The organism is Acinetobacter sp. FDAARGOS_724 (genome assembly GCF_013364475.1).
Taxonomy (GTDB): domain Bacteria; phylum Pseudomonadota; class Gammaproteobacteria; order Pseudomonadales; family Moraxellaceae; genus Acinetobacter; species Acinetobacter variabilis.
Genome location: NZ_CP054908.1, coordinates 2,772,440 through 2,793,147 on the forward strand (window position 1 = coordinate 2,772,440; position 20,708 = coordinate 2,793,147).

Here is a 20,708-nt window from a genome sequence, read left to right on the forward strand (position 1 = left end):
GCCATATCATCACAACAAAGCAAGCCATAAGAATAATCATCAATACACCCGGAATTACGGCCCTGAACTCCGCAAAGAGAACGGTATTGCAAATCAAAAGCACCGCAGTTTCTTGTTGGAATTTATTCATGACTCACCTCGCAGGGCTTTCTTAGCCATCCAATACGCTTCCTCAAATGCATTACTTGCACCTTGATCAAGCATGTCCGCTTTTTCTTTCCATAAGCCCCAACGGTTAGCGCTTTCACCATCCAGATATTCGAGAACTTCATCAACTTTCTTCTGCTGGTCCTCAACCTCCTTCTTCTTCTCGATATAACACTGCTCCATGTTGTTGAGCTGGGCTTTCAGGTTTTCGATCTGCTTCTCATACTTTCGCAGGTCAGTGTCTTGAAGTTTGATAACCTCGGTGTGCTCGTCGATGATGGCTTGTTGGTGATTCCATGCTTCTTCTGAAATCCTGCCTTCTTGGCCAAGAAAATAAGTAACTCGGCCATTTTCATTTAAGGATTTAAACCACTTTTTAAAATCACTCATGAACCAGCCCCGCATAATTTGGTTTGTAATCTGCAATCGCTTCGGGTTTTTCAATCACTTCGCACGCTTTCTCTGCCAAAGTTGCATAACCGGCAATGTCACGCCAATTATCAAAATATTGAGGGTCGCCATTTACAGCCCGAGCAATCTTGTTGCAAATCATAAAAAGACTGGTTTTCTGCTCTGCGTTTAAATGCTCGTAGCTTGCGCCTGATTCAACAATAGACACTAAAGCTTGAGTTACACCTGCAACGTCTGAATAATTGCCATAGCGAGCGCCACGTTCGTTTAAAGTTGTATTTATATTGCTCATCTCTCAATCACCACTGTAGTTGGGCTGATATGGTTCTTGATATCAGTCACAAAGTCCGTGCGGTCGTGGTCATCTAGAGCGGCGCGGAGGTCTTTAAGCGGCACACGATTAAATGAGAAGTCTTCTCTTGAATATACTTTTTGCCACATTGGGGCATTCGGTATATCCCAGTATTCATACCAAGAGCCATCAAAATCGTCGTACCCATAATACCTATTGGTATCAATCCCATATTCCTCCCAATAGCGCCCAAGCTCAGGCGCCCCATCCACAATTTCCCGCATTTGTTCGATTGTTAAATTCATGCTGTTCTCTCCATCCGTTTTTTATAGTTCCTGACTGCTGACGCCTTGTTGCATGAAAAACAGCTATTAGTGCTGGTATATCGAAGTGTTCCACCACAGGTCACACATTCAGCACCATGGAAATGCTTTTGACCTTCCTCTCTGGCCTTGTTGCGAGCAATCACATTCGGGTTATTACGTCTTGCATTGGCTGATGCTATAGCTGCTGCCATAACTGCTCGCATAGTCTTTTGGGTATCTCCTACAGGTCGACCATTGAATTGCGAAAACTCACCTGAATAACCTTGTGGCAGAGTTTCTACTTTCCCGCCATTTTTCAGAAATGCTTCCACATCATTTTCAAGTTGCTCACGTAGACTGCGTTTAGCTTCGATCTGAGCATGAGTTATATTCTTCCCAGCCTGCACAGCCTCAATTCTTTGTTGAAGGATTTCGTTCATGCTGCACCTCCGAATAAATCTTCCTGCTCACCCTGGCGTACATCGCCGCCCCACTGCATAGCCATAGCATCAGCAATTCCCTGGAATGTTTTAGAGCGGATGTTTGAACGGTCTGAAAACTTGGCATTTGAATACCATTTCGGCATACGCTTACCGCTTGGAGACACAACAAATTCCCCCTTATTAACAATATTCGTATGCTTGAGTGGTGGCAGGCCCTTTAACCATAAGCATGTTGTTTTCTGAGCTTCCTCACCAAACTGCCATGGCTGGATGATCTGGTCCGGTTTTCTCCAAAGGCTTGACATGATGCAGACAGGGTTTTCAATGGCGATGCGCGGAATGTCGCACTTGGCCAGCATCATAAAAAAGCTCACTGCCGCATGCTGACGGCCATCATGAATCTTCTTTTCAAAATGACGACTTCCACTCACAGCAATATGTGTACACGGTGGATGAGCAATCATCATGTCAAACGGATAATCCAGGAGGTCGCGTACATCACCCTGGTAATGCGGCCCGAAATCAGAATCACTTGGCTGCATATCACATGAAATTGCATCATGACCAAGCTTGATAAATGCATCACGGACAGCTCCGGATTTCTCGCATGCGATTAAAATCTTCACACCCCACCCCCTGCGCTTTCCTCTACTCGTACCGATGCAAAGCGACAAATATCCAAACGATCCATCACCCGAACTACGCCTTTCTTGCCATGACGGTTTTTAGCAATGATGATTTCTGTAATACCGCTTGGCATTTCGTCATCACTGTTCACAATTGGATGGGCTAATAAAATCTGATCCGCGTCCTGCTCAATCTGGCCAGACTCTTTCAAGTCAGATGCTTTCGGACGTTTACCTTTTTCAGACTCACGGTTGAGCTGTGCCAGTGCGATTACAGGGCAATCGAATTCCTTTGCCATCGCTTTCAAATCACGACTGATTGAACTGACTTCCTGATAGCGGTCTTTCTTGGTTGGATCACGTACCAGTTGCAGGTAATCAATGATGATGCAGCCTAATTTCTTGTAATTGCGCTTGGCCTTACGTGCATAAGAGTGAATCTCTGCAATGGTCGGCTTTTGCTTATCTTCAACATGAATTGGCAGCTTGCTAAAACGATTCTGAGCGCCCGCAAACTCCTGAATCATCCCGTCGTACAGGTCAGCATTGTGAATATTGTCGTATGGAATCTGAGTGAGTGCTGAGATACAACGATTCGTGAATGTCTCTACATCCATCTCGGCAGATACAACCAGTACTGCCTCCTTGAACTGCATAGCGGTTTGAATCGCCACCATTTGCGCTAGAGTGGACTTTCCTGATCCAGGTCTACCACCAATCACACAAAAGTGTCCGCGCTGAATGCTGCCCACTACGTTGTCCAGATGAGGCAGGTTGAACTTAACCCCTGTGTACTGCTTTTTGGCTTTTGCTTCTGCTTTCTGGATTAACTGATCACCAGCGCGTTTTAATGCTTCCTCAAACGTAAAGCTGGACTTTTCCAGTTTCTCATTGGTGGTTGCCTTGTTCAGGATATTTTCAGCAGCGTTATGCACATCAGGTACGGTTAAATCTCTTGCCACTTCCTGAATGCTTCGGCCCATCTTTTCAACTTCACGATGCGCTTTCAGCTTGTTGAGTTCAGCAACATAAGATTCCAGATTGTAGAAACTTGATGGTGCATCTGCCATCAGTGTCATCAGGTATTCAGATGGACTTACACCAACCAGTGAATTTTTTTCATTCAGTTTCTGTTCAACGAAAACCACATCGTATGGTTTGTTCTCATTGGCAAGGTCAGTAATGGCCTTGTAGATCTCTTGATGACGGTTTGCAAAGAAGCAATTTTCGTCCAGATCGTTCATCACAGTTTCAAGTGAGTTCTGAACGGTCATCAGTGCAGCAAGCACACATTGCTCGATGGAGTTGTTATGAATATCGATCATTACCAATCCCCCATGTCGGCTTGAAGGTTTTGGGTGTCGATAGATTGATTCTGCGGATTGGCTTGCTGCATGAGTTTTTCAGTAAGACCTGAATCACGCTTAACCCACTTCACAAAATTTGAATACATCTGGGCATCACCTACTGCACCAGTGATAATTTTGTTTTCGTAGTGAGGATTAATTTCAAGCAAAATTTCTTCAGCTTGGTCTTGAGTGATTTTTGGTAATCCAGAACGCTGTAACCAAGAATTCAGAGAATGTAAATCTGGTGTCCAGAGATTCAGAATTTCATCCGGTGAATTTTTTGCGTTTGCGCTCTCTTTAATATTTTCTTTAATATTTTCTTTTATAGGGTATGGTTCAACCGTACTACCCCCATGCGGTTCAACCGTACTACCCCCATGCGGTTCAACCGTACTACCCCCATGCGGTTCAACCGTACCAGTATCGTTTGTTAGTACTACGGTTGTTTGGGATGGGTTTGGGAGAATAGTGATCTGATTTGTTGTGCCAGTTGTGCGGGTAACAGAGATTAATTTAAGCTGTTCAAGTTCACGAATACGAGCGTAAACGGTTTCATCTCGCTTGATGCCGCAATACTTTTTAAAGGTATCTGTAGCAATCGATGTCTTGCTGCGATTAAAGCCCACAGTTTGACGCAGAATGAGCATATAGCACTTGAACGCCTTATCACTAAGCTGCGCCATATACATGTCATCAATGACAAAATTAGGCGTTCTAGAGTACTGTTCCGTCACAATGACTGCCTTTTCTGTTAGTTTTTCAAAATCCAGTCCAATGTTCATGACACCACCTACATTGCAAATTTGCATAATTCAGCTTTCGCTTTAGCTACCGCTTGAGAATTAGCGATGGTTTTTTCAGCCATGTATCGTTCGACTGCTTTTTGGAACAAGTAAATCTTTCTATTTACTTCGATTTCGGTTAAAATTTGATTGTTCATAATGGGTTCCAACCTTTTGAATATTAAAAGCCTGATCCACGAAATCAGGCTTTTTCTTTACCTGAATCCCCGTGAATCCCTTCCGATCCCTCATGGAATTGAACCTCTGTACTTAAATCCCGCAATAAAGCTGCGACTCCCAAGCGCTCAAAAGATTTTGCTTGTAAATTAAGAACATGCCATTCACCGGCGATTTCCTTTTCCAGGAGATAAGCCAGATATTGGGCCAAGTCCTTACCTTTGATATTTGAGAGAACCTTAGCGCGCTCATGGTTCTCGGGAGACAAGCGAACATGCGTAGATTTCTTTTCAAGACTCATAACTTCACCTTTATGCACTCAGTGCTTGGTTGCGGACGTAATCAAAATCAGCTTCCGGGCAAAGCAGATCACAGCTCACCTCGCCAAAACTCTCTTTATCAATTTTTATTGCTAAAGATGCGCTGCACTTGCTGTTGCCATACATGATTTGGTTGAGGTAACCCAAGGTGGTTTGGCAGCGTTTAGCAAAGGCCTTGCGCTCTTCTGCGGAAAGCCGGGCTAGATAAGCCCTTAGTTGTGTTGTGTTGGCAGAAGACATCTTAAATCTCCTTATTAGTGACATTTAGTAAATACTAATTTTTATCACTTAATAAGTCAATAAAGATTTAGTGTTTACGAATTTACTTTTTACTAAAACATATGTGAAATACAGAAATGGACATAATTTCTTTAAGACGCGCCAATCTGCGCCAGGCTATTGATGCCAAAATAAAATCTGAGGGATTTTCTTCGGATGCTGCTTTCTGTGAGTATTACGACCTAAATCCAAGCCATATATCTCAACTTGTGAAAGGTCATGGGAGTTTTGGTGAGCGTGCCGCGCGTAATCTTGAGAAAAAGGTCGGGTGGGAAGCAGGTTTGCTTGACAAAGAATCGACAAAAAATATTTTTGGGGAAGAGCCTTTAGCTAATGTTCCCCGAGTTAAGGCGCGCATGGCTCCTGTTTTATCTTGGGTGCAGGCTGGTAACTTTACCAATGTGGCAGCAGTTGACATGAGTCAGGTTTCACAATGGTTGCCCTTGCCAGAAGATGAGTGTTCAAACTGCTTTTTTCTTAGAGTTCAAGGTGTAAGTAATTTTCCAGATTTTATTGAGGGTGACTATATTGTTGTAAATCCAGATGCCTATTATGGAGACATGCAGTCTGGTGACATGATTGTAGTTCGCCGGGGTGATGATGCTACTTTTAAAAAATTGGTCATTGAGACAAATGGAAAAAGATACCTTCAGGCATTAAATCCAGATTTCAAGCCAAATATTATTGAATTTGATGAGGAGTGCCAATTTGTGGGTCAGGTGGTGGACTGTGTGCGCTACGTTTACCACGCCAAACCACGATTAAGAAAAAATTAAATAATAAAAGCCGCTATATGCGGCTTGGGTATTTTATATAGTTTTTTTAAGTATTTATTTTGAGGGTAAATATGTCAATTAATATCAGGTTTGATTACTATCATTTAAAAGCTGATAAAGCACGTCAAAGAAAAGTTAAAAATGGTCAAAATTATTTTGGAAAAATAGATTTAGATGATTTTATTTTAAAGTTAAAGGAGTATTTTGATCTTCATAAAGATAAATTTGATAAAAATGGTCTTTTAATTAAAGAGTTTAATAATCAAAATAAGTGGATTAAATGGGTATCAATAGAGAACAACGATAACTATTGCAAACTATTATTCACATTTAATGATAAGCAGGTGGATCCAAGGGTATTAGAAAGCAGAGAAAAAGATGTCTTAGCCCAAGAGATTCCTGATACCCATGGATTAAGAACGCTCCTACATATAGTGATCAAAAAAAATGTAATTAATAGAAGATATTCAAACTTATGTATTCAGACAGTCTCAGGTTTAAGTGGCAATTATACAAAATCTTTATTCTGTGAACTATTTTCAATGATTTATGATGATTCTTTTTGGTTGGAGAAAGACCCTGTAACTGAAAAGAATGTGAAATGTAAACCAGAAGTTGAAATTGATCCTGTGACTACTAGTAGCATTATTGATGCAGTTAATAAGGGGCTCTTAAATAGTATGCAACTAGTAGAGCAATCGGAAGTAGACTCTGGATTTGATGAGAATAATGTACTTAAGGACGTGACAAAAACACTTGGTATTAAGGTAGATGATAAGCGATCATTTTTTGAGAAAATATCTCCTACTGCTTTTAAAAATTGGATAGATAGTATAAAAAGTAAAAGCCAAAATCAGTTTGATGGCGATCCTAATGTTTACTTGATAATAAAAAGTCCACAAAACAAAGGGGAAATTAAATACCCCTATACAGATGATGTAACCACTGGCTTAATAAAGAGAGCTTATCTTAATTGGGAAGATAGAAACACAGAAACCACAAAGGCTTTAATCAAAAAAGACCCGACGGCCATCAACCAGTGTTATGATAAAATGATTGATAATTTTTAATATTTCCTTTTAGGGAGGTCGTATGTTGAGTCAAGCAGCCAACGTTTTTGGCTTCCTGAAGATCAAATATCCAGACAACTCGCAGCTGAAGGCTTTATACATTTATCCTTTTTATGCGGCAGTACTAGTGAGCGGCATAGCCACTTGGTGTGCTGTGAACTTTGAGGATGGGAATTATTTTAATAGTAATAGATTTAGTGACTTATTCACTTTGTTAGCTATTCTGCCAGGATTCTACATCGCTTCATTATCTGCGATAGCAGCAATTAATAGGGAGGCTATAGACAAGCTAATTAATTCGAAATCAGCGCCATACTTAATGAAATCAGAACCCAATAGAACTGAAAAGTTTAAACAAGTTTTGACTCGCCGAATTTTTCTAACAATGCTATTTGCCTACTTATCAGCTCTTAGTCTGTTATTAGCACTTTTTCTAACTCTTGTGCGTTTCATTTATTCAATCGAGGCTATCGGTGATTTTATTACAGTAACTAATGGTGGTTATGTCTCTGTATCAGTATTCTTCACCATCAGCTTAATTACATTATTTTTTATATTTCAATTACTTATATTAACAATGATTGGTGTAAATTATTTAGGGTATAAGGGTCTAGTTGATAACTAGCCATGTGTTATTTTTGTGAACCAACCCACCCCAGCGGTGGGTTTTCTTTTGTCTATTAAAGCATAAAATTAGTAAAAACTTAATATTCACTAAATTTATTTAGTAAATACTATTGACTTAATATTTAGTAAATACTAAATTATATCTCACAGACAACAAAAAGCCCCAGCGTTGCAGCAACAACCTGGAGCGTGACCCATCACCCTACTGAGTGAGATAAGTATGACAACTAAATCCAATATTCTCAAGTCTGCATTCATTGCAGCATCAATCAGCGCGGGGATAGCAGTAGCTTACGCTTTCCAGCCGGCTAAAACTGCTGATGAATTAGCAGAGCCGCAAATCAACATCGCTGCACAGCAATACGAAGTTCAAAGCGTGAATTGCAATCAGATCTGTGTCGCTACTGTCAAAGCTGACGAATACAGCATCTATGTCGAGTATGCGCTGGATGACGGCTCAGTAGAGTTTCTGGATATTCTGAACGTAGTCCATTTTGACAAAACGATTAATGCCTATGTTGATCGTTATGAGATTGAAAAGATTAATGCTGCGATTGCTGGGGGTGTGAAATGACAAACCTTCATGATCAATTAGCCATGGCTGCAATGCCAGCCCTAATAATGATGGGTCGCACTGAAGAAAAAGTGGCTGAACTAGCTTACAAGCAAGCTGATGCAATGGTTGCTGAACGCGAAAAAGGTTCAAGTGAAAGCGTGCATAGCATCAAATTGGATCTGATTAAAAGAATCCAAGAAGAACGCGGTATTGATGTGAGCAAATCACCTTTAACTGTTAAGCATTTACTTCGCATTTTAATCGACGGCGAACTCCCATTCTGAGAAGGATAATAAAAAATGAATACACAAGTAAATCTGCAAGAAGTTGAAAGCGCACGTCAAACATGGCTGGAAGCACGCCGTTTGGGCATTGGTGGTTCAGATGTAGCGGCAATTTTAGGTCTAAGCAAATACCGCTCCCCATATCAATTATGGCTGGATAAAACGGGTCGTACAGACGTCGAAGATTCTCAAAGTGAGGCGTCTTACTGGGGCAATACCCTTGAAGATATCGTGGCAAAAGAATATGCCAAGCGCAATGGCGTGAAGATCCAGCGTGTGAATGCAACTCTGGTGCATCCCGAATATGACTGGATGCGTGCCAATATTGACCGCGCCATTATCAATCCCGATATCTCAGGCAACGTTCGTATCAAAGATGGAAAGTTGACCACTGACCATATTCTGGAATGCAAGACTGCTAACCAGTACCTGGCGAAATTGTGGGGTGATGAGCAGTCTGAACAGGTGCCAGATTACTACCTGACACAAGTGCAGTGGTACATGGGTATTACAGGTGCATCAATGTGTGGTCTAGGTGTTCTGATCGGTGGTCAGAAGTTCCGTAGCTATCAGGTGGCATTTGATCCAGAGCTGTTTGAAATGCTGACAGAAGAGTGCTCCAAGTTCTGGCTTGAGCATGTGCAAAACGATGTGCCTCCTGCTCCAACCACGTTTGATGATGTGCTGCATCGTTGGTCTACACACAATCCCGACCAGGCTGTTCAGGCAGATAACGAACTTGCCAATCTGGTTGCTGAATACAAGGACTTAAATAAGACCATCAAAGAAGCTGGCGCTGAACTGGATGATTTGAAGCTGCAAATCTGCACCCGTATGGAAGATGCAGAAATGATCATAGCTGAGGATAAACGCCTTGCAACATTCAAATATCAGGAACGTAACACGCTGGATAGCAAGGCTCTGAAAGCAGCCCATCCTGACATCTACGAGCAATTTGTTAAGACTTCAAGCACCCGTGTGCTGCGCATTAATTAAGATTTATAGGTAAAAGAATATGAACTCAATTGTTAAAACAAACCCGAACACCGCTGTTAATTTCTTAACTCCTAACAATCTGCAGGAAGCAATGCAAATTGCTGAAATTCTTGCCGGTTCTGACATCGTGCCTAAAGACTACCAACGTAAGCCAGGCAACATTCTTGTTGCCATGCAATGGGGTGCTGAGATTGGTTTGCAACCACTTCAAGCAATGCAAAACATTGCGGTGATTAATGGCCGCCCTTCTATTTGGGGTGACGCAATGCTCGCCCTTGTGCGTGGATCTGGCTTGCTTGACTTTATTCGTGAAGAACTTTCCGAAGACGGTCAAAAGGCTATCTGTACTGTGAAGCGTAAAGGTGAAGAACCTGCTGTATCCGAATTCAGCATGGAAGATGCTAAACGTGCTGGTCTATCCGGCAAGCAAGGCCCATGGACACAGTATCCAAAACGCATGATGAAGTTGCGTGCTCGTTCTTATGCCCTTCGCGATGTATTCCCAGATGTGTTGAAAGGTATGGCGATTGCTGAGGAAGAGCAGGATAAAGAAATCGATATAACACCAGCTGGCGCACCTGGAACAGAAACCAAGCCGAATACAGGCGCATCTGCTCTGAAAAGCCGCCTGAAAAAGAAAAATGATGCTGTTGATTCTTCAGCTAAAGAGCTGGATCTGAGTGTGTATTACATCAACATCAAGGATGCACGCACATTAAACCAGCTTGAAAAAGTGGGTGAAGAAATTGCAGCACTAAACCTTGGCGAACCAGCCAAGTCTGAAATTGGCGAAGTATTTAAAGAGAAACGCCGTCAATTGAAAGAGCAAGTGAAATTGCTTGTTCAGTCGATTGTCGACCAGATCAATGATGCTTCGGACATGAATGCTCTCAACCAGATTATGGAAAACGAATTTGAGCCAGCATCAGGCGAGATGACTGACGAGCAGATCGCACAAATTAATTCTGCTTATGAAGCCCAAGAAGCAGCACTTACACCATAAGGATTGTGATTGCACCCCTCTTCGGGGTGCATCTGGAGTATATAAGCATGATTTTCAAAATTAAAAAGAAACATGAAGCTGGTTTCAAACTTTGGCTGGAAAAGCTGGGTTATGCAAAGAAAGAACTTGCAGATGGTAGCTCTACTTTTTCAGGCAAAGGCACACGTAAAGCACTGAGCTATGTGTTTTTAAAGAACGATTTAACAGGCAATGCAGCATGCCAGATGCTATTTGGTGAATATGAAATGCATCTGCGCTGCCCAAATGTTTCGAGTGAAACCAGCGAAAACTTAGCAAAGATTGTGGCTAATCGGATTATGAAGGCGGCGTGATGGAAAATCAAAAATTGTGGTGCGTAGGAATCTGCCCTGAAGATGATAGTCCTCATGAGCAGTCACCTGCTGCATCAAAAGAAATTGCTGAACGTGCTTTGGCTCGCTACAGAGCTATGACTAAAGCTGAAGGTAATCAGTTCATGATTGAATCATTTGGTGAGTACTTTCAGGTTCAAGAATGGGAAGGCACAGCTGAAGAACACCAGGAACAAATGTTTTACACAGAAGACTGGTTTAAAGAGCCAATGTATCAGTGCAAAAACATGCAGCAGGCTGAACAAGCTTTTAAGTATGGTGAAATCGTGCACTGCTACAAAGATGATGCTGAGTTAATTACTTCTGATTTTGAAGAAGCCAAGCGCTTCTATGAGGTGGCGTGATGGATATTCAGAAAGAACGTGAAGCTTTTGAAAGTGTTTTTACAGCTGAAAAGGGTTGGGATTTAACTTGGATAATGGGGTGCTATCAAGACGGTAAAACATTTAATGCTTTTGCAGGTTGGCAAGCAGCCAAAGCCCAAGCGGTGCCGGAAGGGTTTGTTTTGGTGGAAAAATCAAAAGTTCGCACATGGCATCAAGATGATGATGAGCCTGAAAACTTCTGCAATTCTGAATCCGATTTAGATTGCCTTGGTGACTGCTTGGATGATGACGACATTATTGCTGTGAATATTCATGAATCAGCGCACATCAGTACCAGAAAAGTATTTGGTGTTTGGAAATCAAATAGCCCTACGGATATTCACAGCAAATTTATATTGGTTGATTCGCATGAAGAAGCTGAAAAAATTGTGGCTTCAAACAAAGCCATGATTGAAGCACAGGAGCCAGCCAATGACTGAAATGAACATCGATTGGGGGATGGAATGCCCAAAATGCAACCATAACGAAGCTGCCATTCATTCCACAGCAGAAAGCAATAGCGGTTATGAGTTTATGGATGGTGATGTCGTTACTTGCTTGAAGTGTGGCAATAAAGGCGAAATGGATGCTGATGGTGAGCGTAGTGATATTGTTTGGGATGAGGATGAAGCCAATGACTGAAATTCAGCTAACCAATGTTCAGTTCGCCCAGCTTCAGATCGACAACCTTGTGGCCAAAGACAAGCCATACAACGAAACATGGTCGGCCGGTGATGTAGGTTCATTTAATGCGATTTTAAACGCGGTGGATTATGACAATGAGTTTACTTACAACATGCGCGGCTGGTCACGTCAACGAGTTAAAAGCGGTACTGGTGGAATTATCACAGTAGATGAAAGTAATGCGGATAAGTTGTATCACCTATTCACCTGCTATTTGAGCAAGTTGCCGAGTGGTGTGGTGTTGGCTTTGGGAGAAGTGTCGTGAATTTGATTGAGAGGTACGGCAGCTACGACTCTGCCAAAGCAAGACAGCAAGAGTTGTCTAAGATGGCAGCAGACCCGCGCCTTTTATATGTGGGCAAAATTATCAAGGAGATTGGAGAGATTGAAATAGGTCTTCTCGAATACCGCCGCCAGCACAATATTTATGAGGTTGGGGATAAGGTGGTTTATCGCAACTTGCCGCACGAAAGATTGTTTAGCGTTAGGTATGTTGGTGATGATGAAATAGTTGTTTATGAATTATGGGATGAGATGGGAGCAAAAACATTCACTGAAAAACACCCATATTCAGACATTGATCATGCTAACGATGCAGAAATAAAAGCAGGTAAAAGATTGGAGGTGAATAAATGACAGCAATGGCGAACATGGGTAGCTTGGTTGTTGCCCTGCCACCTTCAGACATTTGGTTGACAGATGACCAGGCGGCAGAATTTTTAGGATATGGTGGTGTGTATTTCAAATCATCCATTATTTGCTTAAAAGGTTTTCCAAAACCAAGATACATTACAGAAACCACAAAAGGTCGAAGATGGAATTTAAAAAAATTATCTGACTGGTTGAGTGAAAGACCGGAAGATTTAAAAAAAGCAGTAGGCAGACCCCGCAAAATATAGCGGGGTTTTTCTTGATTAAAATATGGATTACGCCAGAATTACGCCAAAGGTATTACAAGTTATTGATTTTATAGGTAGTAGTGGTGCGCTCAGCGGGACTCGAACCCACGCCACAGGCTTCGGAGACCTGTACTCTATCCAGTTGAGCTATGAGCGCGCGATGCACATCATAACAAAAATTCGCATAAGGTAAAGCAACTATCTATAACTTCGTTATTTTTATGCCTATCCTTTATACAGTGTGCCAAAACAGCAACAGAGAATTCCATGTGAATGACTTGGTTTATTTTGCAAGATCACTCACAATATCTCAACTTTTCACCATTTGAGATCTCTATGACTGATGCGCTGACATTAAGGGATTTGTCGAAGACCTATGGAAATGGTTTTCAGGCACTTAAAGGAATCAACTTAACTGTACCTGAAGGTGAATTCTATGCCCTGTTAGGACCTAATGGCGCGGGCAAGTCCACTACTATTGGTATTATCAGTTCATTAACAAGAAAAACCTCTGGAACTGTTGAGATTTTTGGTCACAATCTGGATACCCACCCTTCTGAAGCCAAACAATGTTTAGGCGTAGTACCCCAAGAATTTAACTTCGCCCAGTTTGAAAAGACCTTTGATATTCTGGTCACTCAAGCTGGTTATTACGGTATTTCTAAAAAAATTGCTCAAGCGCGTGCTGAAGAATATTTAAATAAACTGGGTCTTTGGGAAAAACGCGCTACTCAAGCTCGCATGCTTTCAGGTGGTATGAAACGTCGCCTGATGATCGCCCGTGCGATGATGCATGAACCAAAATTATTGATTCTGGATGAACCGACCGCCGGTGTGGATATCGAATTGCGTCGTTCCATGTGGGATTTTCTTAATGAAATGAACAATAATGGTACTTCTATTATTTTGACGACTCATTATCTGGAAGAAGCAGAGATGTTGTGTCGTCGGATTGCGATTATCGACCGTGGTGTGATCAAAGAAGATACCACCATGAAGAACTTCCTGAATCAGCTTAATGAAGAATCCTTTATCTTCGATCTGGCTGCGCCTATTGAGCCATTAAATATTGAAATTATTGGTGTGAAATTTAATTTAGTTGATCCAATGACCCTAGAAGTGACACTGGATAAAGCTCATAGCATGAATGACCTGTTCCAGTTACTGGAATCTCAGAATATTCAAGTACGCAGTATGCGTAACAAGTCAAATCGCTTAGAAGAACTGTTTGTGAAAATGGTCGAGAAAAATCTGGATGGAGCTGCACAATGAATATAAATCAGCTCGGCGTCGCCTTATATACCATCGTTCATAAAGAAGTTCGCCGCTTTATGCGGATCTGGCCACAAACCCTGTTGCCACCTGCCATTACCATGAGTCTATATTTCGTGATCTTCGGTAATCTAGTCGGTTCACGTATTGGGGAAATGGGCGGCTATAGTTATATGGAGTTTATTGTCCCTGGTCTGATTATGATGGCGGTGATTACTAATAGTTATGCCAACGTTTCTTCCAGCTTCTTTAGCTCAAAATTTCAGAAAAGCATTGAAGAGCTAATTATGAGCCCTGTACCTTTACATGCCATTTTATGGGGCTATGTATTGGGTGGTATAATTCGTGGTCTGTTTGTTGCCATTATTGTCAGTGCCATGAGCCTGTTTTTTGCAGACCTTTATATTACTAACTGGTTTGTGACTATATATACAGTACTCATTACCTCGCTATTATTCTCTCTAGGCGGTTTTATTAATGCTGTCTATGCCAAATCTTTTGATGATATTTCGATCATCCCGACTTTTGTACTTACACCACTGACCTATTTAGGCGGTGTATTTTATGCGATTTCAGCCTTAAGTCCGTTCTGGCAAAATCTCTCTTTAGTTAACCCGATCGTGTATATGGTCAATGCGTTCCGTTTCGGCATTTTAGGTCATAGTGATGTCAATGTTTCCATTTCATTGGTCGTGATTACTTTCTGGTGTGCCGTGCTTTACGGTATTGCTTACTATTTATTGTCTCGTGGTTCAGGAATGCGTGAATAATGAGTGTAGAACATTCTCTCCTTGGTAAAGACACCAACTATCCAACAGAGTATCAACCCGATATTTTGTTCCCGATTTCCCGTGCGCCTGCCCGTGAAAAATATGCCCATGTTGAAGCTATTCAGCAAGGTAAAGACTGGTGGCATGTATTTGAAATTTCTTGGTTAAATGCTGCCGGCGTACCTCAAGTGGCAATTGGTCGAATTACCCTGCCAGCATTTTCCCCAAATCTCATTGAATCAAAATCTTTAAAGCTATATTTCAATAGTCTGAACTTTGCCAAGTTTGATTCGAAAGAGGCCTTTATTACAACTGTAGAAAAAGACCTCTCAAAAGCTGCCGGTGCTGAAATCACACTGGATCTTTTCCATGTTGATGAACTGGAAATTTCCAAGCCTGAAGGTATCTGTATTGATGACCTAACTCCGGAACGCCTGGAAAATCATCCAGATGCTTCTTTATTGTCTTTAAATCGGCACAGCGATGAAAATATCGAAGTGCAACTCTATTCACATTTATTAAGAAGTAACTGCCCAGTCACTGGACAACCGGATTGGGGTACAGTATTTATACGCTATCAGGGCAAAAAACCTTGTTATAAGAGTATTTTGGCTTATATTATTTCGTATCGTCAGCACAACGGTTTTCACGAACAATGTGTGGAACAGATGTTTGCCGATATCTGGCAAAATCTGAAACCGGAAAAGTTGATGGTATATGCGACCTATACACGCCGTGGTGGATTGGATATCAACCCTTGTCGTGTATCGGATTCCACATGGATGCCTCGCCCTATTCGTTTAGCGCGACAATAAAAAACATTGAGGTTTAAAAATGCCTTTTTTTGGTTTTATTCCTTCTGCAGAACTATTAAATACAATTCAGACTGCACAGAAAAATAAAAACTCGAGTGAACCGCTTTATCCACTGCGTGATAAAACTGCATTAATGATTAATGATGAAATTATTGATGCAATTCTCACGGAACTGGTACGCCGTTTTCCGGCAAGCGAAAAACGCGATACGGCAGAAAAATTGGCGGGCTATATCAAGTCTACTGTGGCAGTGTTACTCAAACAGTTACTAGGTAAAGCACCAAATGAAGTCGTCAAGGAGTCGATCGCTTTCTCTGAACGCAGCCTGTTTAAAGATCCGGAAGGAAATTTCCGTATTGGTGAACCTCTGGATGCCAATCTGGTCACCAATCTAAAACACCATTATGCAGAATTAAAAGCTGGCCAAAGTGTCGATAAACAAAGTCTCAGCAATTTGTACAAACAGTTTGGTGAAGCGACTGTACGTCATTTTATGGTCGACTTTAATAAAACCTTAGATTTAGGCATGATTAAACGCAAGGCTGCTGATATTGGTGCTTCAGCAGTAATCAAGGCGATTAATATTGCAGCAGATAAAATCATCCTGAATTTAAATAAGGATGAATTGCAGGCAATGGCAGAATATCACGACACTTTATTTTTTACTGAATAAAGCCGCATATTTATTAAAAAATGCAGATTAAGCCTGACTTCGGTCAGGCTTTTCTGTGGCTTAAGAAATAGCTTGTTACAGTTATTGTGAACTAAAATACAAAATGCTGAAAAAACAACCAAACTTTTCCTGTTTTTAAGGGAGTTTATATGACTCCTATTCATCAGAATGTTATCTTTAATATTGCCTCTAATGCCAGAAAATTGAGAAAAGTGAATTGATCTTTTTCATGGCACGATTCAAATGACATAGCCACAAACCTACCAAAAAATTGGAAATCATACCAAGATGTTGAAATCGAATTTTTATAAAAAATTGAAGCAGCTTTCGATCCTTGTCAGTGCATTCGGACTCAGTAGTTTAAGCCTGGCCAACGATTTTCAATATCATCCCTCTTATGCCAGTTTCAAGCAGAATACCATGCAGACCTATGGTCTAAGTGCTCAGCAAGTAGACAGTGCAATGACGGGAGCAAAAAATCTTCCAAATATTATCAATATCATGAATCGTCCAGGTGAAAGTAAGCCCTGGTATGCCTATAAGACCAATTTTCTGTCAGAAGGCACGATTCAACGTGGTGTACGTTTCAAGCAGCAATATGCTGCAACACTAAATCGCGCTGAGCAGCAGTTTGGTGTACCACAATCGATCATTCTGGGTATTTTGGGGGTAGAGACCGGTTTTGGCAGCAACAAGGGTTCATTTGTGACCCGTGATGCACTGGCAACTCTTGGCTTTGGTTATGAACGTCGTGCGCAATACTTCCAGGATGAACTGGCGGCATTGATCGCATGGTCATATAAGGATGGTGTGTCAGCATCCTCAATCGTCGGTTCTTATGCAGGTGCTGTCGGCTATCCGCAGTTTATGCCAAGTAATATTCCAAAGTATGGGGTCGACTATGATGGTAATGGCCATATCGATCTACGTAATTCTGCGGTAGATGCGATTGGTTCAATTGCAAACTATCTGGCTCAGAATGGCTGGCAACGAGATCAGCCAATTGCCTTTCCTGCCCGTTATAGCGGTTCGAATCCTGATTCTGTCATCGCCAAGGATCTCACACAGCCAACGCCTTATGGAGTAATCAAAACCCAAGGGATCAGTCCGATGAATCCGATTGTTCGTGTTGATGATCTTGATATGGTCAATGTCATTCAATTACAAGAAAATTACGGACCGATTTACTATATTACTTTTCCGAATTTTCAAGTGATTACCACGTACAATCGTAGTCGTATGTATGCCACTGCATTGTGGCTTTTAGGTACAGAAATTACGAACCGATAACAGTAAAAATTACTACATATTATTAAAGTCAAGATTTTTATTAAACAAAATGTCTAAATTTTAGGCATTTTTTACGCTTTGTTACAATATTGATTATTTTTTAATCACTCATTGTTTATTTTGCGTACTTTTTTTAACTATTTTAATTAAACACTAGACAGCCAGTTGCCAGCATGAATATTATCCAATTCGTTAAATGTAGTTGCATAAGTTAAATATCAGGCATGTTTATAGGGTTATCAGCTACTTAGGTCCAATCTAATGAAACATGCTGTTAGGAGTTGATTCAATGCATTCTTCTTTTCTGAAGTATTTTATGGCCATCGCCGCGACCGTTACCCTAACGCAATCGCAAGCAGATATGGTTCAGTCATCATCATTCAATAATGATCATGACAATTCGCGTCTTGCAGCGCGTGTATTAAACAAAGAAGCTCAAAGCTTCAATTCAAATTTCACAAATTTGAACAGCCTTTCAATCACTGAGCGTTCTGGCGATAAAGTTCGTCGTCAAACTATTGCAGCAAAAATTGCAATTCCTGCAGAAGAGCCTTCAGTGATTGAGAAACTGAACAATGTTGCTTCAAACACAGTTCGTAAATTCAGTCAGACAGGTACAGCATCTTGGTATGGTCGTCAGTTCCATGGCCGTAAAACTGCCAGTGGTGAAACATTCGATATGAATGCAATGACTGCTGCACACCGTAGCCTGCCATTAAACTGCTTTATCCGCGTGACTAACAAAAACAATGGTAAGAGTGTTGTTGTGAAGGTGAATGACCGTGGTCCATTCCATGGCAACCGTGTTCTAGATTTATCTTACGGTGCTGCTAAACAGCTTGGTATTACCAATGCTGGTACTGCACATGTCAATATTGAGCGTGTAGATGGTCCAAACTCATAAGATTTGACCGCTCTACATTTAACTCAAAAGCCACAGTCATGTGGCTTTTTTATTTGGTGATGTAGAGCAAGCATTCGACTTGCTTTTATCCTTAATACTGTCGATGTTATTCCATTCAGGTATAAGCTTTCTCTAACCCTTATCAACCCACTATCGATTTCATTTTGACCATACCTCCAAACTGTTTTATATTTTGAAAACCGACAGTACGTTCATGGATGGGAGCGATAGAATGAAAACAATATCCGAATGGTTAGATGAATATAGTGAAAGTCATCAAAACAAAACCAACAAACTGATCCATTGGGTCTGCGTGCCTACCATCTATTTTTCCATTATTGGCATCATGGCGCACTTTAGCGCTTTACTGACTGCTCTGCTCCTGGTTCTGGCTTTTGTGTTTTATGCACGTTTAGACATCGTACTGGCTGTAGCAATGGCAGCGCTAACCCTGATGATGGCTTGGTTCATCTGGGTTTTACCTGTAGGTATCGGCTTCTTTATTGCCTTGTTTGTTTTTGCCTGGATTGGGCAATTTTATGGACATAAAGTTGAAGGTAAAAAGCCTTCTTTCTTCAAAGACCTTCAATTCCTTCTCATTGGCCCGTTATGGTGCATGGATGCCTATTTAGGCAAAGTCCTACCTAAATGGAAATCTCGTCAATCTGAGGCAATACAGTGCGCTTAAAGCGTATGTAATATCATTACATTTATAAAACCAAGGAAAATTCCCTTATTGATAGGTTTTTCCTTGGTGTTTTAACCAACCACTGATGTGCTTATTGGATGGATCATGATGGGTCCAATGAATCACCCCACCTTTGTCGCTATATTCATACTCACCAAAAAACACAACCTGGTCACCATTTTGAATATTCTGGATGCGTGGCGCCAGATCAATATTGTGCGCAACTAATACAGTTTGACCAGTGGATAATTCCAGAATAAATTTCTGATGACGGGAACCTTCATTATCATCTTTCAATAACACTACCACCTTACCACTCGCTTGAACCTGAAGATCACTTTGTCTGTGCTGGTAAGCTTGCTCTATACGCTGGGTATCATCAGAAAGCTTATGCGTACTTTTTTGAACATTAGTCTGCTCTTGAAGCGCAATTTCTGCTGAAGGTATAAAAGTATTGGTCTGTTGTTTAGATTCTGATAAATCCAGACCTAAATAAGCAGCCACCAAAAGTGCAATGACAGCCCCGATCCCCATATTGGTTTTATTTGCCATAATTCCTCCTTGATTATTCTTTATTTAGTCATAAAAAAAGCCCCATTCGGGGCTTTTTTCTAATCCGTTACCGAATTATTTTGCAGCAGCCTGAGCAGCAGCAACTTCTTCAGCGAAAGAAAGCTCAGCTTTCTTCTCGATACCTTCACCCACTTCGAAACGAACGAAGTTAGCAACAGTAGTACCAGTCGCTTTAAGAACTTCAGCAACTTTCTTGTCGTTGTCGATTACGTATTGTTGACGCTCAAGAACAACTTCGTTCAGGTATTTCTCAACAGAACCTACAACCATTTTCTCAACAATGTTTGCTGGTTTGCCAGATTCAAGTGCTTTTGCTTCAGCGATTTCTTTTTCTTTCGCGATAAGGTCAGCAGGAACTTGTTCAGCGTTTACAGCAACCGGGTTGAATGCAGCAATGTGCATTGCCAAGCCTTTACCTGTTTCAGCATCACCTGAGTAAGATACAACAACACCGATACGAAGACCGTGTTTGTAAACAGCAAGGTTTTCACCTTCAACAATTTTCGCACGACGTACTTGGATGTTTTCACCGATTTTTTGAACTAGCGCAATACGAGCTTCTTCTACAGTAGCGCCATCTTCAAGTTTAAGTTCAGCGATTTTAGCAGCATCAGTTTCGTTTGCAGCAAGTGCAGCAGCAGCAACTTTCGCAGAGAAACCAGCAAAGTTTTCGTCTTTAGCAACGAAGTCAGTTTGGCAGTTTACTTCTAGAAGGATTGCTTTATTGCCTTCTTGAGCAATTGTGATCGCGCCGTCAGCAGCAATGTTACCAGCTTTTTTAGCTGCTTTTGCTTGACCAGATTTACGAAGGTTGTCGATCGCTAATTCGATGTCACCACCAGCTTCTGTCAAAGCTTTTTTACATTCCATCATTGCTAGACCAGTACGATCACGCAGTTCTTTAACCATGCTTGCTGTAACTGCAGTCATGTTTATCTCCTAAATTCGGTAGAAAATGAAT

The 20,708-nt window shown here is 41.2% G+C and carries 33 protein-coding genes and 1 tRNA gene; 21 read left to right on the forward strand and 13 right to left on the reverse strand.

Translation table 11 applies throughout. The features are described from left to right. Positions 1 to 126: 126 nt before the first annotated feature. Genes FOC32_RS14510 through FOC32_RS14555 form a run of 10 tightly spaced genes read right to left on the reverse strand, consistent with a single transcriptional unit; the run spans position 127 to position 5,092 of the window. Positions 127 to 537, reverse strand: coding sequence for a hypothetical protein (locus FOC32_RS14510; protein WP_175967845.1), 411 nt, complete (start codon positions 535 to 537; stop codon positions 127 to 129). After that, positions 530 to 850 (reverse strand): DUF6378 domain-containing protein, encoded by a 321-nt coding sequence (locus tag FOC32_RS14515; RefSeq protein WP_175967846.1) that lies wholly within the window; start codon positions 848 to 850, stop codon positions 530 to 532. The genes FOC32_RS14510 and FOC32_RS14515 overlap by 8 nt, the downstream gene beginning before the upstream one ends. Beyond that, positions 847 to 1,155: a hypothetical protein gene (locus FOC32_RS14520; RefSeq protein WP_175967847.1), complete on the reverse strand. Its 309-nt coding sequence runs from the start codon at positions 1,153 to 1,155 to the stop codon at positions 847 to 849. The genes FOC32_RS14515 and FOC32_RS14520 overlap by 4 nt, the downstream gene beginning before the upstream one ends. Then, complete coding sequence (locus FOC32_RS14525) at positions 1,152 to 1,595, reverse strand: hypothetical protein (protein WP_175967848.1); 444 nt, start codon at positions 1,593 to 1,595, stop codon at positions 1,152 to 1,154. Before FOC32_RS14525 ends, FOC32_RS14520 begins: the two co-directional genes overlap by 4 nt. After that, positions 1,592 to 2,224: a DNA cytosine methyltransferase gene (locus FOC32_RS14530; RefSeq protein WP_175967849.1), complete on the reverse strand. Its 633-nt coding sequence runs from the start codon at positions 2,222 to 2,224 to the stop codon at positions 1,592 to 1,594. Before FOC32_RS14530 ends, FOC32_RS14525 begins: the two co-directional genes overlap by 4 nt. Then, a complete protein-coding gene (locus FOC32_RS14535) occupies positions 2,221 to 3,549 on the reverse strand; it encodes a replicative DNA helicase (protein WP_175967850.1) in 1,329 nt (442 codons plus the stop codon). Before FOC32_RS14535 ends, FOC32_RS14530 begins: the two co-directional genes overlap by 4 nt. Beyond that, positions 3,549 to 4,355 (reverse strand): replication protein, encoded by an 807-nt coding sequence (locus FOC32_RS14540; protein ID WP_175967851.1) that lies wholly within the window; start codon positions 4,353 to 4,355, stop codon positions 3,549 to 3,551. The genes FOC32_RS14535 and FOC32_RS14540 overlap by 1 nt, the downstream gene beginning before the upstream one ends. 8 nt (positions 4,356 to 4,363) lie before the next feature. Beyond that, on the reverse strand, positions 4,364 to 4,513 hold the full coding sequence (locus FOC32_RS14545; RefSeq protein ID WP_175967852.1) for a hypothetical protein: 150 nt from the start codon (positions 4,511 to 4,513) through the stop codon (positions 4,364 to 4,366). Positions 4,514 to 4,557: 44 nt separating this feature from the next. Further along, positions 4,558 to 4,833 (reverse strand): hypothetical protein, encoded by a 276-nt coding sequence (locus tag FOC32_RS14550; RefSeq protein WP_005235482.1) that lies wholly within the window; start codon positions 4,831 to 4,833, stop codon positions 4,558 to 4,560. 10 nt (positions 4,834 to 4,843) lie between these two features. Then, entirely contained in the window at positions 4,844 to 5,092 is a 249-nt protein-coding gene (locus tag FOC32_RS14555) for a hypothetical protein (RefSeq protein WP_175967853.1), read from the reverse strand. 116 nt (positions 5,093 to 5,208) lie between these two features. Between FOC32_RS14555 and FOC32_RS14560 the strand changes: the two genes are divergently transcribed. The 14 genes from FOC32_RS14560 (at position 5,209) to FOC32_RS14625 (ending at position 12,762) form a co-directional block, all read left to right on the forward strand. Next, positions 5,209 to 5,907, forward strand: a complete 699-nt coding sequence (locus tag FOC32_RS14560) for a LexA family protein (RefSeq protein WP_175967854.1) — start codon at positions 5,209 to 5,211, stop codon at positions 5,905 to 5,907. Between the two features lie 71 nt (positions 5,908 to 5,978). Continuing rightward, the gene (locus FOC32_RS14565) at positions 5,979 to 6,977 is read left to right on the forward strand and encodes a hypothetical protein (protein WP_175967855.1); all 999 of its coding nucleotides are present in this window, start codon (positions 5,979 to 5,981) and stop codon (positions 6,975 to 6,977) included. A 22-nt stretch (positions 6,978 to 6,999) separates the two neighbouring features. Then, positions 7,000 to 7,602, forward strand: coding sequence for a hypothetical protein (locus tag FOC32_RS14570; protein ID WP_175967856.1), 603 nt, complete (start codon positions 7,000 to 7,002; stop codon positions 7,600 to 7,602). Between the two features lie 222 nt (positions 7,603 to 7,824). Continuing rightward, a complete protein-coding gene (locus tag FOC32_RS14575; RefSeq protein ID WP_175967857.1) occupies positions 7,825 to 8,178 on the forward strand; it encodes a hypothetical protein in 354 nt (117 codons plus the stop codon). Continuing rightward, positions 8,175 to 8,444, forward strand: a complete 270-nt coding sequence (locus FOC32_RS14580) for a hypothetical protein (RefSeq protein ID WP_175967858.1) — start codon at positions 8,175 to 8,177, stop codon at positions 8,442 to 8,444. The genes FOC32_RS14575 and FOC32_RS14580 overlap by 4 nt, the downstream gene beginning before the upstream one ends. 15 nt (positions 8,445 to 8,459) lie before the next feature. Then, complete coding sequence (locus tag FOC32_RS14585) at positions 8,460 to 9,440, forward strand: YqaJ viral recombinase family protein (protein ID WP_175967860.1); 981 nt, start codon at positions 8,460 to 8,462, stop codon at positions 9,438 to 9,440. Positions 9,441 to 9,531: 91 nt separating this feature from the next. Then, the gene (locus FOC32_RS14590) at positions 9,532 to 10,443 is read left to right on the forward strand and encodes a recombinase RecT (RefSeq protein ID WP_228761265.1); all 912 of its coding nucleotides are present in this window, start codon (positions 9,532 to 9,534) and stop codon (positions 10,441 to 10,443) included. 47 nt (positions 10,444 to 10,490) lie between these two features. Continuing rightward, positions 10,491 to 10,775 carry a hypothetical protein gene (locus FOC32_RS14595; protein ID WP_228761266.1) on the forward strand — a complete coding sequence of 95 codons (285 nt, stop codon included), beginning with the start codon at positions 10,491 to 10,493 and terminating at the stop codon, positions 10,773 to 10,775. Then, positions 10,775 to 11,158 (forward strand): hypothetical protein, encoded by a 384-nt coding sequence (locus FOC32_RS14600; RefSeq protein ID WP_175967864.1) that lies wholly within the window; start codon positions 10,775 to 10,777, stop codon positions 11,156 to 11,158. The genes FOC32_RS14595 and FOC32_RS14600 overlap by 1 nt, the downstream gene beginning before the upstream one ends. Then, a complete protein-coding gene (locus FOC32_RS14605) occupies positions 11,158 to 11,619 on the forward strand; it encodes a hypothetical protein (RefSeq protein WP_175965993.1) in 462 nt (153 codons plus the stop codon). The genes FOC32_RS14600 and FOC32_RS14605 overlap by 1 nt, the downstream gene beginning before the upstream one ends. Next, positions 11,612 to 11,821, forward strand: a complete 210-nt coding sequence (locus tag FOC32_RS14610) for a hypothetical protein (RefSeq protein ID WP_004782410.1) — start codon at positions 11,612 to 11,614, stop codon at positions 11,819 to 11,821. Before FOC32_RS14605 ends, FOC32_RS14610 begins: the two co-directional genes overlap by 8 nt. Further along, positions 11,805 to 12,128, forward strand: a complete 324-nt coding sequence (locus tag FOC32_RS14615) for a hypothetical protein (RefSeq protein ID WP_228761267.1) — start codon at positions 11,805 to 11,807, stop codon at positions 12,126 to 12,128. Before FOC32_RS14610 ends, FOC32_RS14615 begins: the two co-directional genes overlap by 17 nt. Further along, positions 12,125 to 12,499, forward strand: a complete 375-nt coding sequence (locus FOC32_RS14620) for a hypothetical protein (RefSeq protein ID WP_175967866.1) — start codon at positions 12,125 to 12,127, stop codon at positions 12,497 to 12,499. The genes FOC32_RS14615 and FOC32_RS14620 overlap by 4 nt, the downstream gene beginning before the upstream one ends. Beyond that, positions 12,496 to 12,762 carry a hypothetical protein gene (locus tag FOC32_RS14625; protein ID WP_175967868.1) on the forward strand — a complete coding sequence of 89 codons (267 nt, stop codon included), beginning with the start codon at positions 12,496 to 12,498 and terminating at the stop codon, positions 12,760 to 12,762. Before FOC32_RS14620 ends, FOC32_RS14625 begins: the two co-directional genes overlap by 4 nt. A gap of 81 nt (positions 12,763 to 12,843) precedes the next feature. Here the strand turns inward: FOC32_RS14625 and FOC32_RS14630 are convergent. Next, a tRNA-Arg gene (locus FOC32_RS14630) sits at positions 12,844 to 12,919 on the reverse strand. Between the two features lie 179 nt (positions 12,920 to 13,098). Here FOC32_RS14630 and FOC32_RS14635 point away from each other — a divergent pair. From FOC32_RS14635 to FOC32_RS14665, 7 genes are all read left to right on the forward strand, one after another. Continuing rightward, positions 13,099 to 14,034 (forward strand): ABC transporter ATP-binding protein, encoded by a 936-nt coding sequence (locus FOC32_RS14635; protein WP_004784471.1) that lies wholly within the window; start codon positions 13,099 to 13,101, stop codon positions 14,032 to 14,034. Further along, complete coding sequence (locus tag FOC32_RS14640; protein ID WP_175967870.1) at positions 14,031 to 14,804, forward strand: ABC transporter permease; 774 nt, start codon at positions 14,031 to 14,033, stop codon at positions 14,802 to 14,804. Before FOC32_RS14635 ends, FOC32_RS14640 begins: the two co-directional genes overlap by 4 nt. Then, the gene (gene queF, locus FOC32_RS14645; protein ID WP_034171236.1) at positions 14,804 to 15,619 is read left to right on the forward strand and encodes an NADPH-dependent 7-cyano-7-deazaguanine reductase QueF; all 816 of its coding nucleotides are present in this window, start codon (positions 14,804 to 14,806) and stop codon (positions 15,617 to 15,619) included. Before FOC32_RS14640 ends, queF begins: the two co-directional genes overlap by 1 nt. 19 nt (positions 15,620 to 15,638) lie before the next feature. Then, on the forward strand, positions 15,639 to 16,292 hold the full coding sequence (locus tag FOC32_RS14650; protein ID WP_004784477.1) for a hypothetical protein: 654 nt from the start codon (positions 15,639 to 15,641) through the stop codon (positions 16,290 to 16,292). Between the two features lie 288 nt (positions 16,293 to 16,580). Next, positions 16,581 to 17,582, forward strand: coding sequence for a lytic murein transglycosylase B (gene mltB, locus FOC32_RS14655; RefSeq protein WP_034171235.1), 1,002 nt, complete (start codon positions 16,581 to 16,583; stop codon positions 17,580 to 17,582). Positions 17,583 to 17,871: 289 nt separating this feature from the next. Next, positions 17,872 to 18,486: a septal ring lytic transglycosylase RlpA family protein gene (locus tag FOC32_RS14660; protein ID WP_004784482.1), complete on the forward strand. Its 615-nt coding sequence runs from the start codon at positions 17,872 to 17,874 to the stop codon at positions 18,484 to 18,486. A gap of 232 nt (positions 18,487 to 18,718) precedes the next feature. After that, positions 18,719 to 19,174, forward strand: coding sequence for a DUF962 domain-containing protein (locus FOC32_RS14665; RefSeq protein WP_005236656.1), 456 nt, complete (start codon positions 18,719 to 18,721; stop codon positions 19,172 to 19,174). A 45-nt stretch (positions 19,175 to 19,219) separates the two neighbouring features. Here the strand turns inward: FOC32_RS14665 and FOC32_RS14670 are convergent, their stop codons facing one another. Together FOC32_RS14670 and tsf are read right to left on the reverse strand one after the other, a co-directional pair. After that, on the reverse strand, positions 19,220 to 19,726 hold the full coding sequence (locus FOC32_RS14670) for a DUF3465 domain-containing protein (protein ID WP_034171234.1): 507 nt from the start codon (positions 19,724 to 19,726) through the stop codon (positions 19,220 to 19,222). A gap of 75 nt (positions 19,727 to 19,801) precedes the next feature. Beyond that, entirely contained in the window at positions 19,802 to 20,677 is an 876-nt protein-coding gene (gene tsf, locus FOC32_RS14675; protein ID WP_004784491.1) for a translation elongation factor Ts, read from the reverse strand. Positions 20,678 to 20,708: the final 31 nt, after the last annotated feature.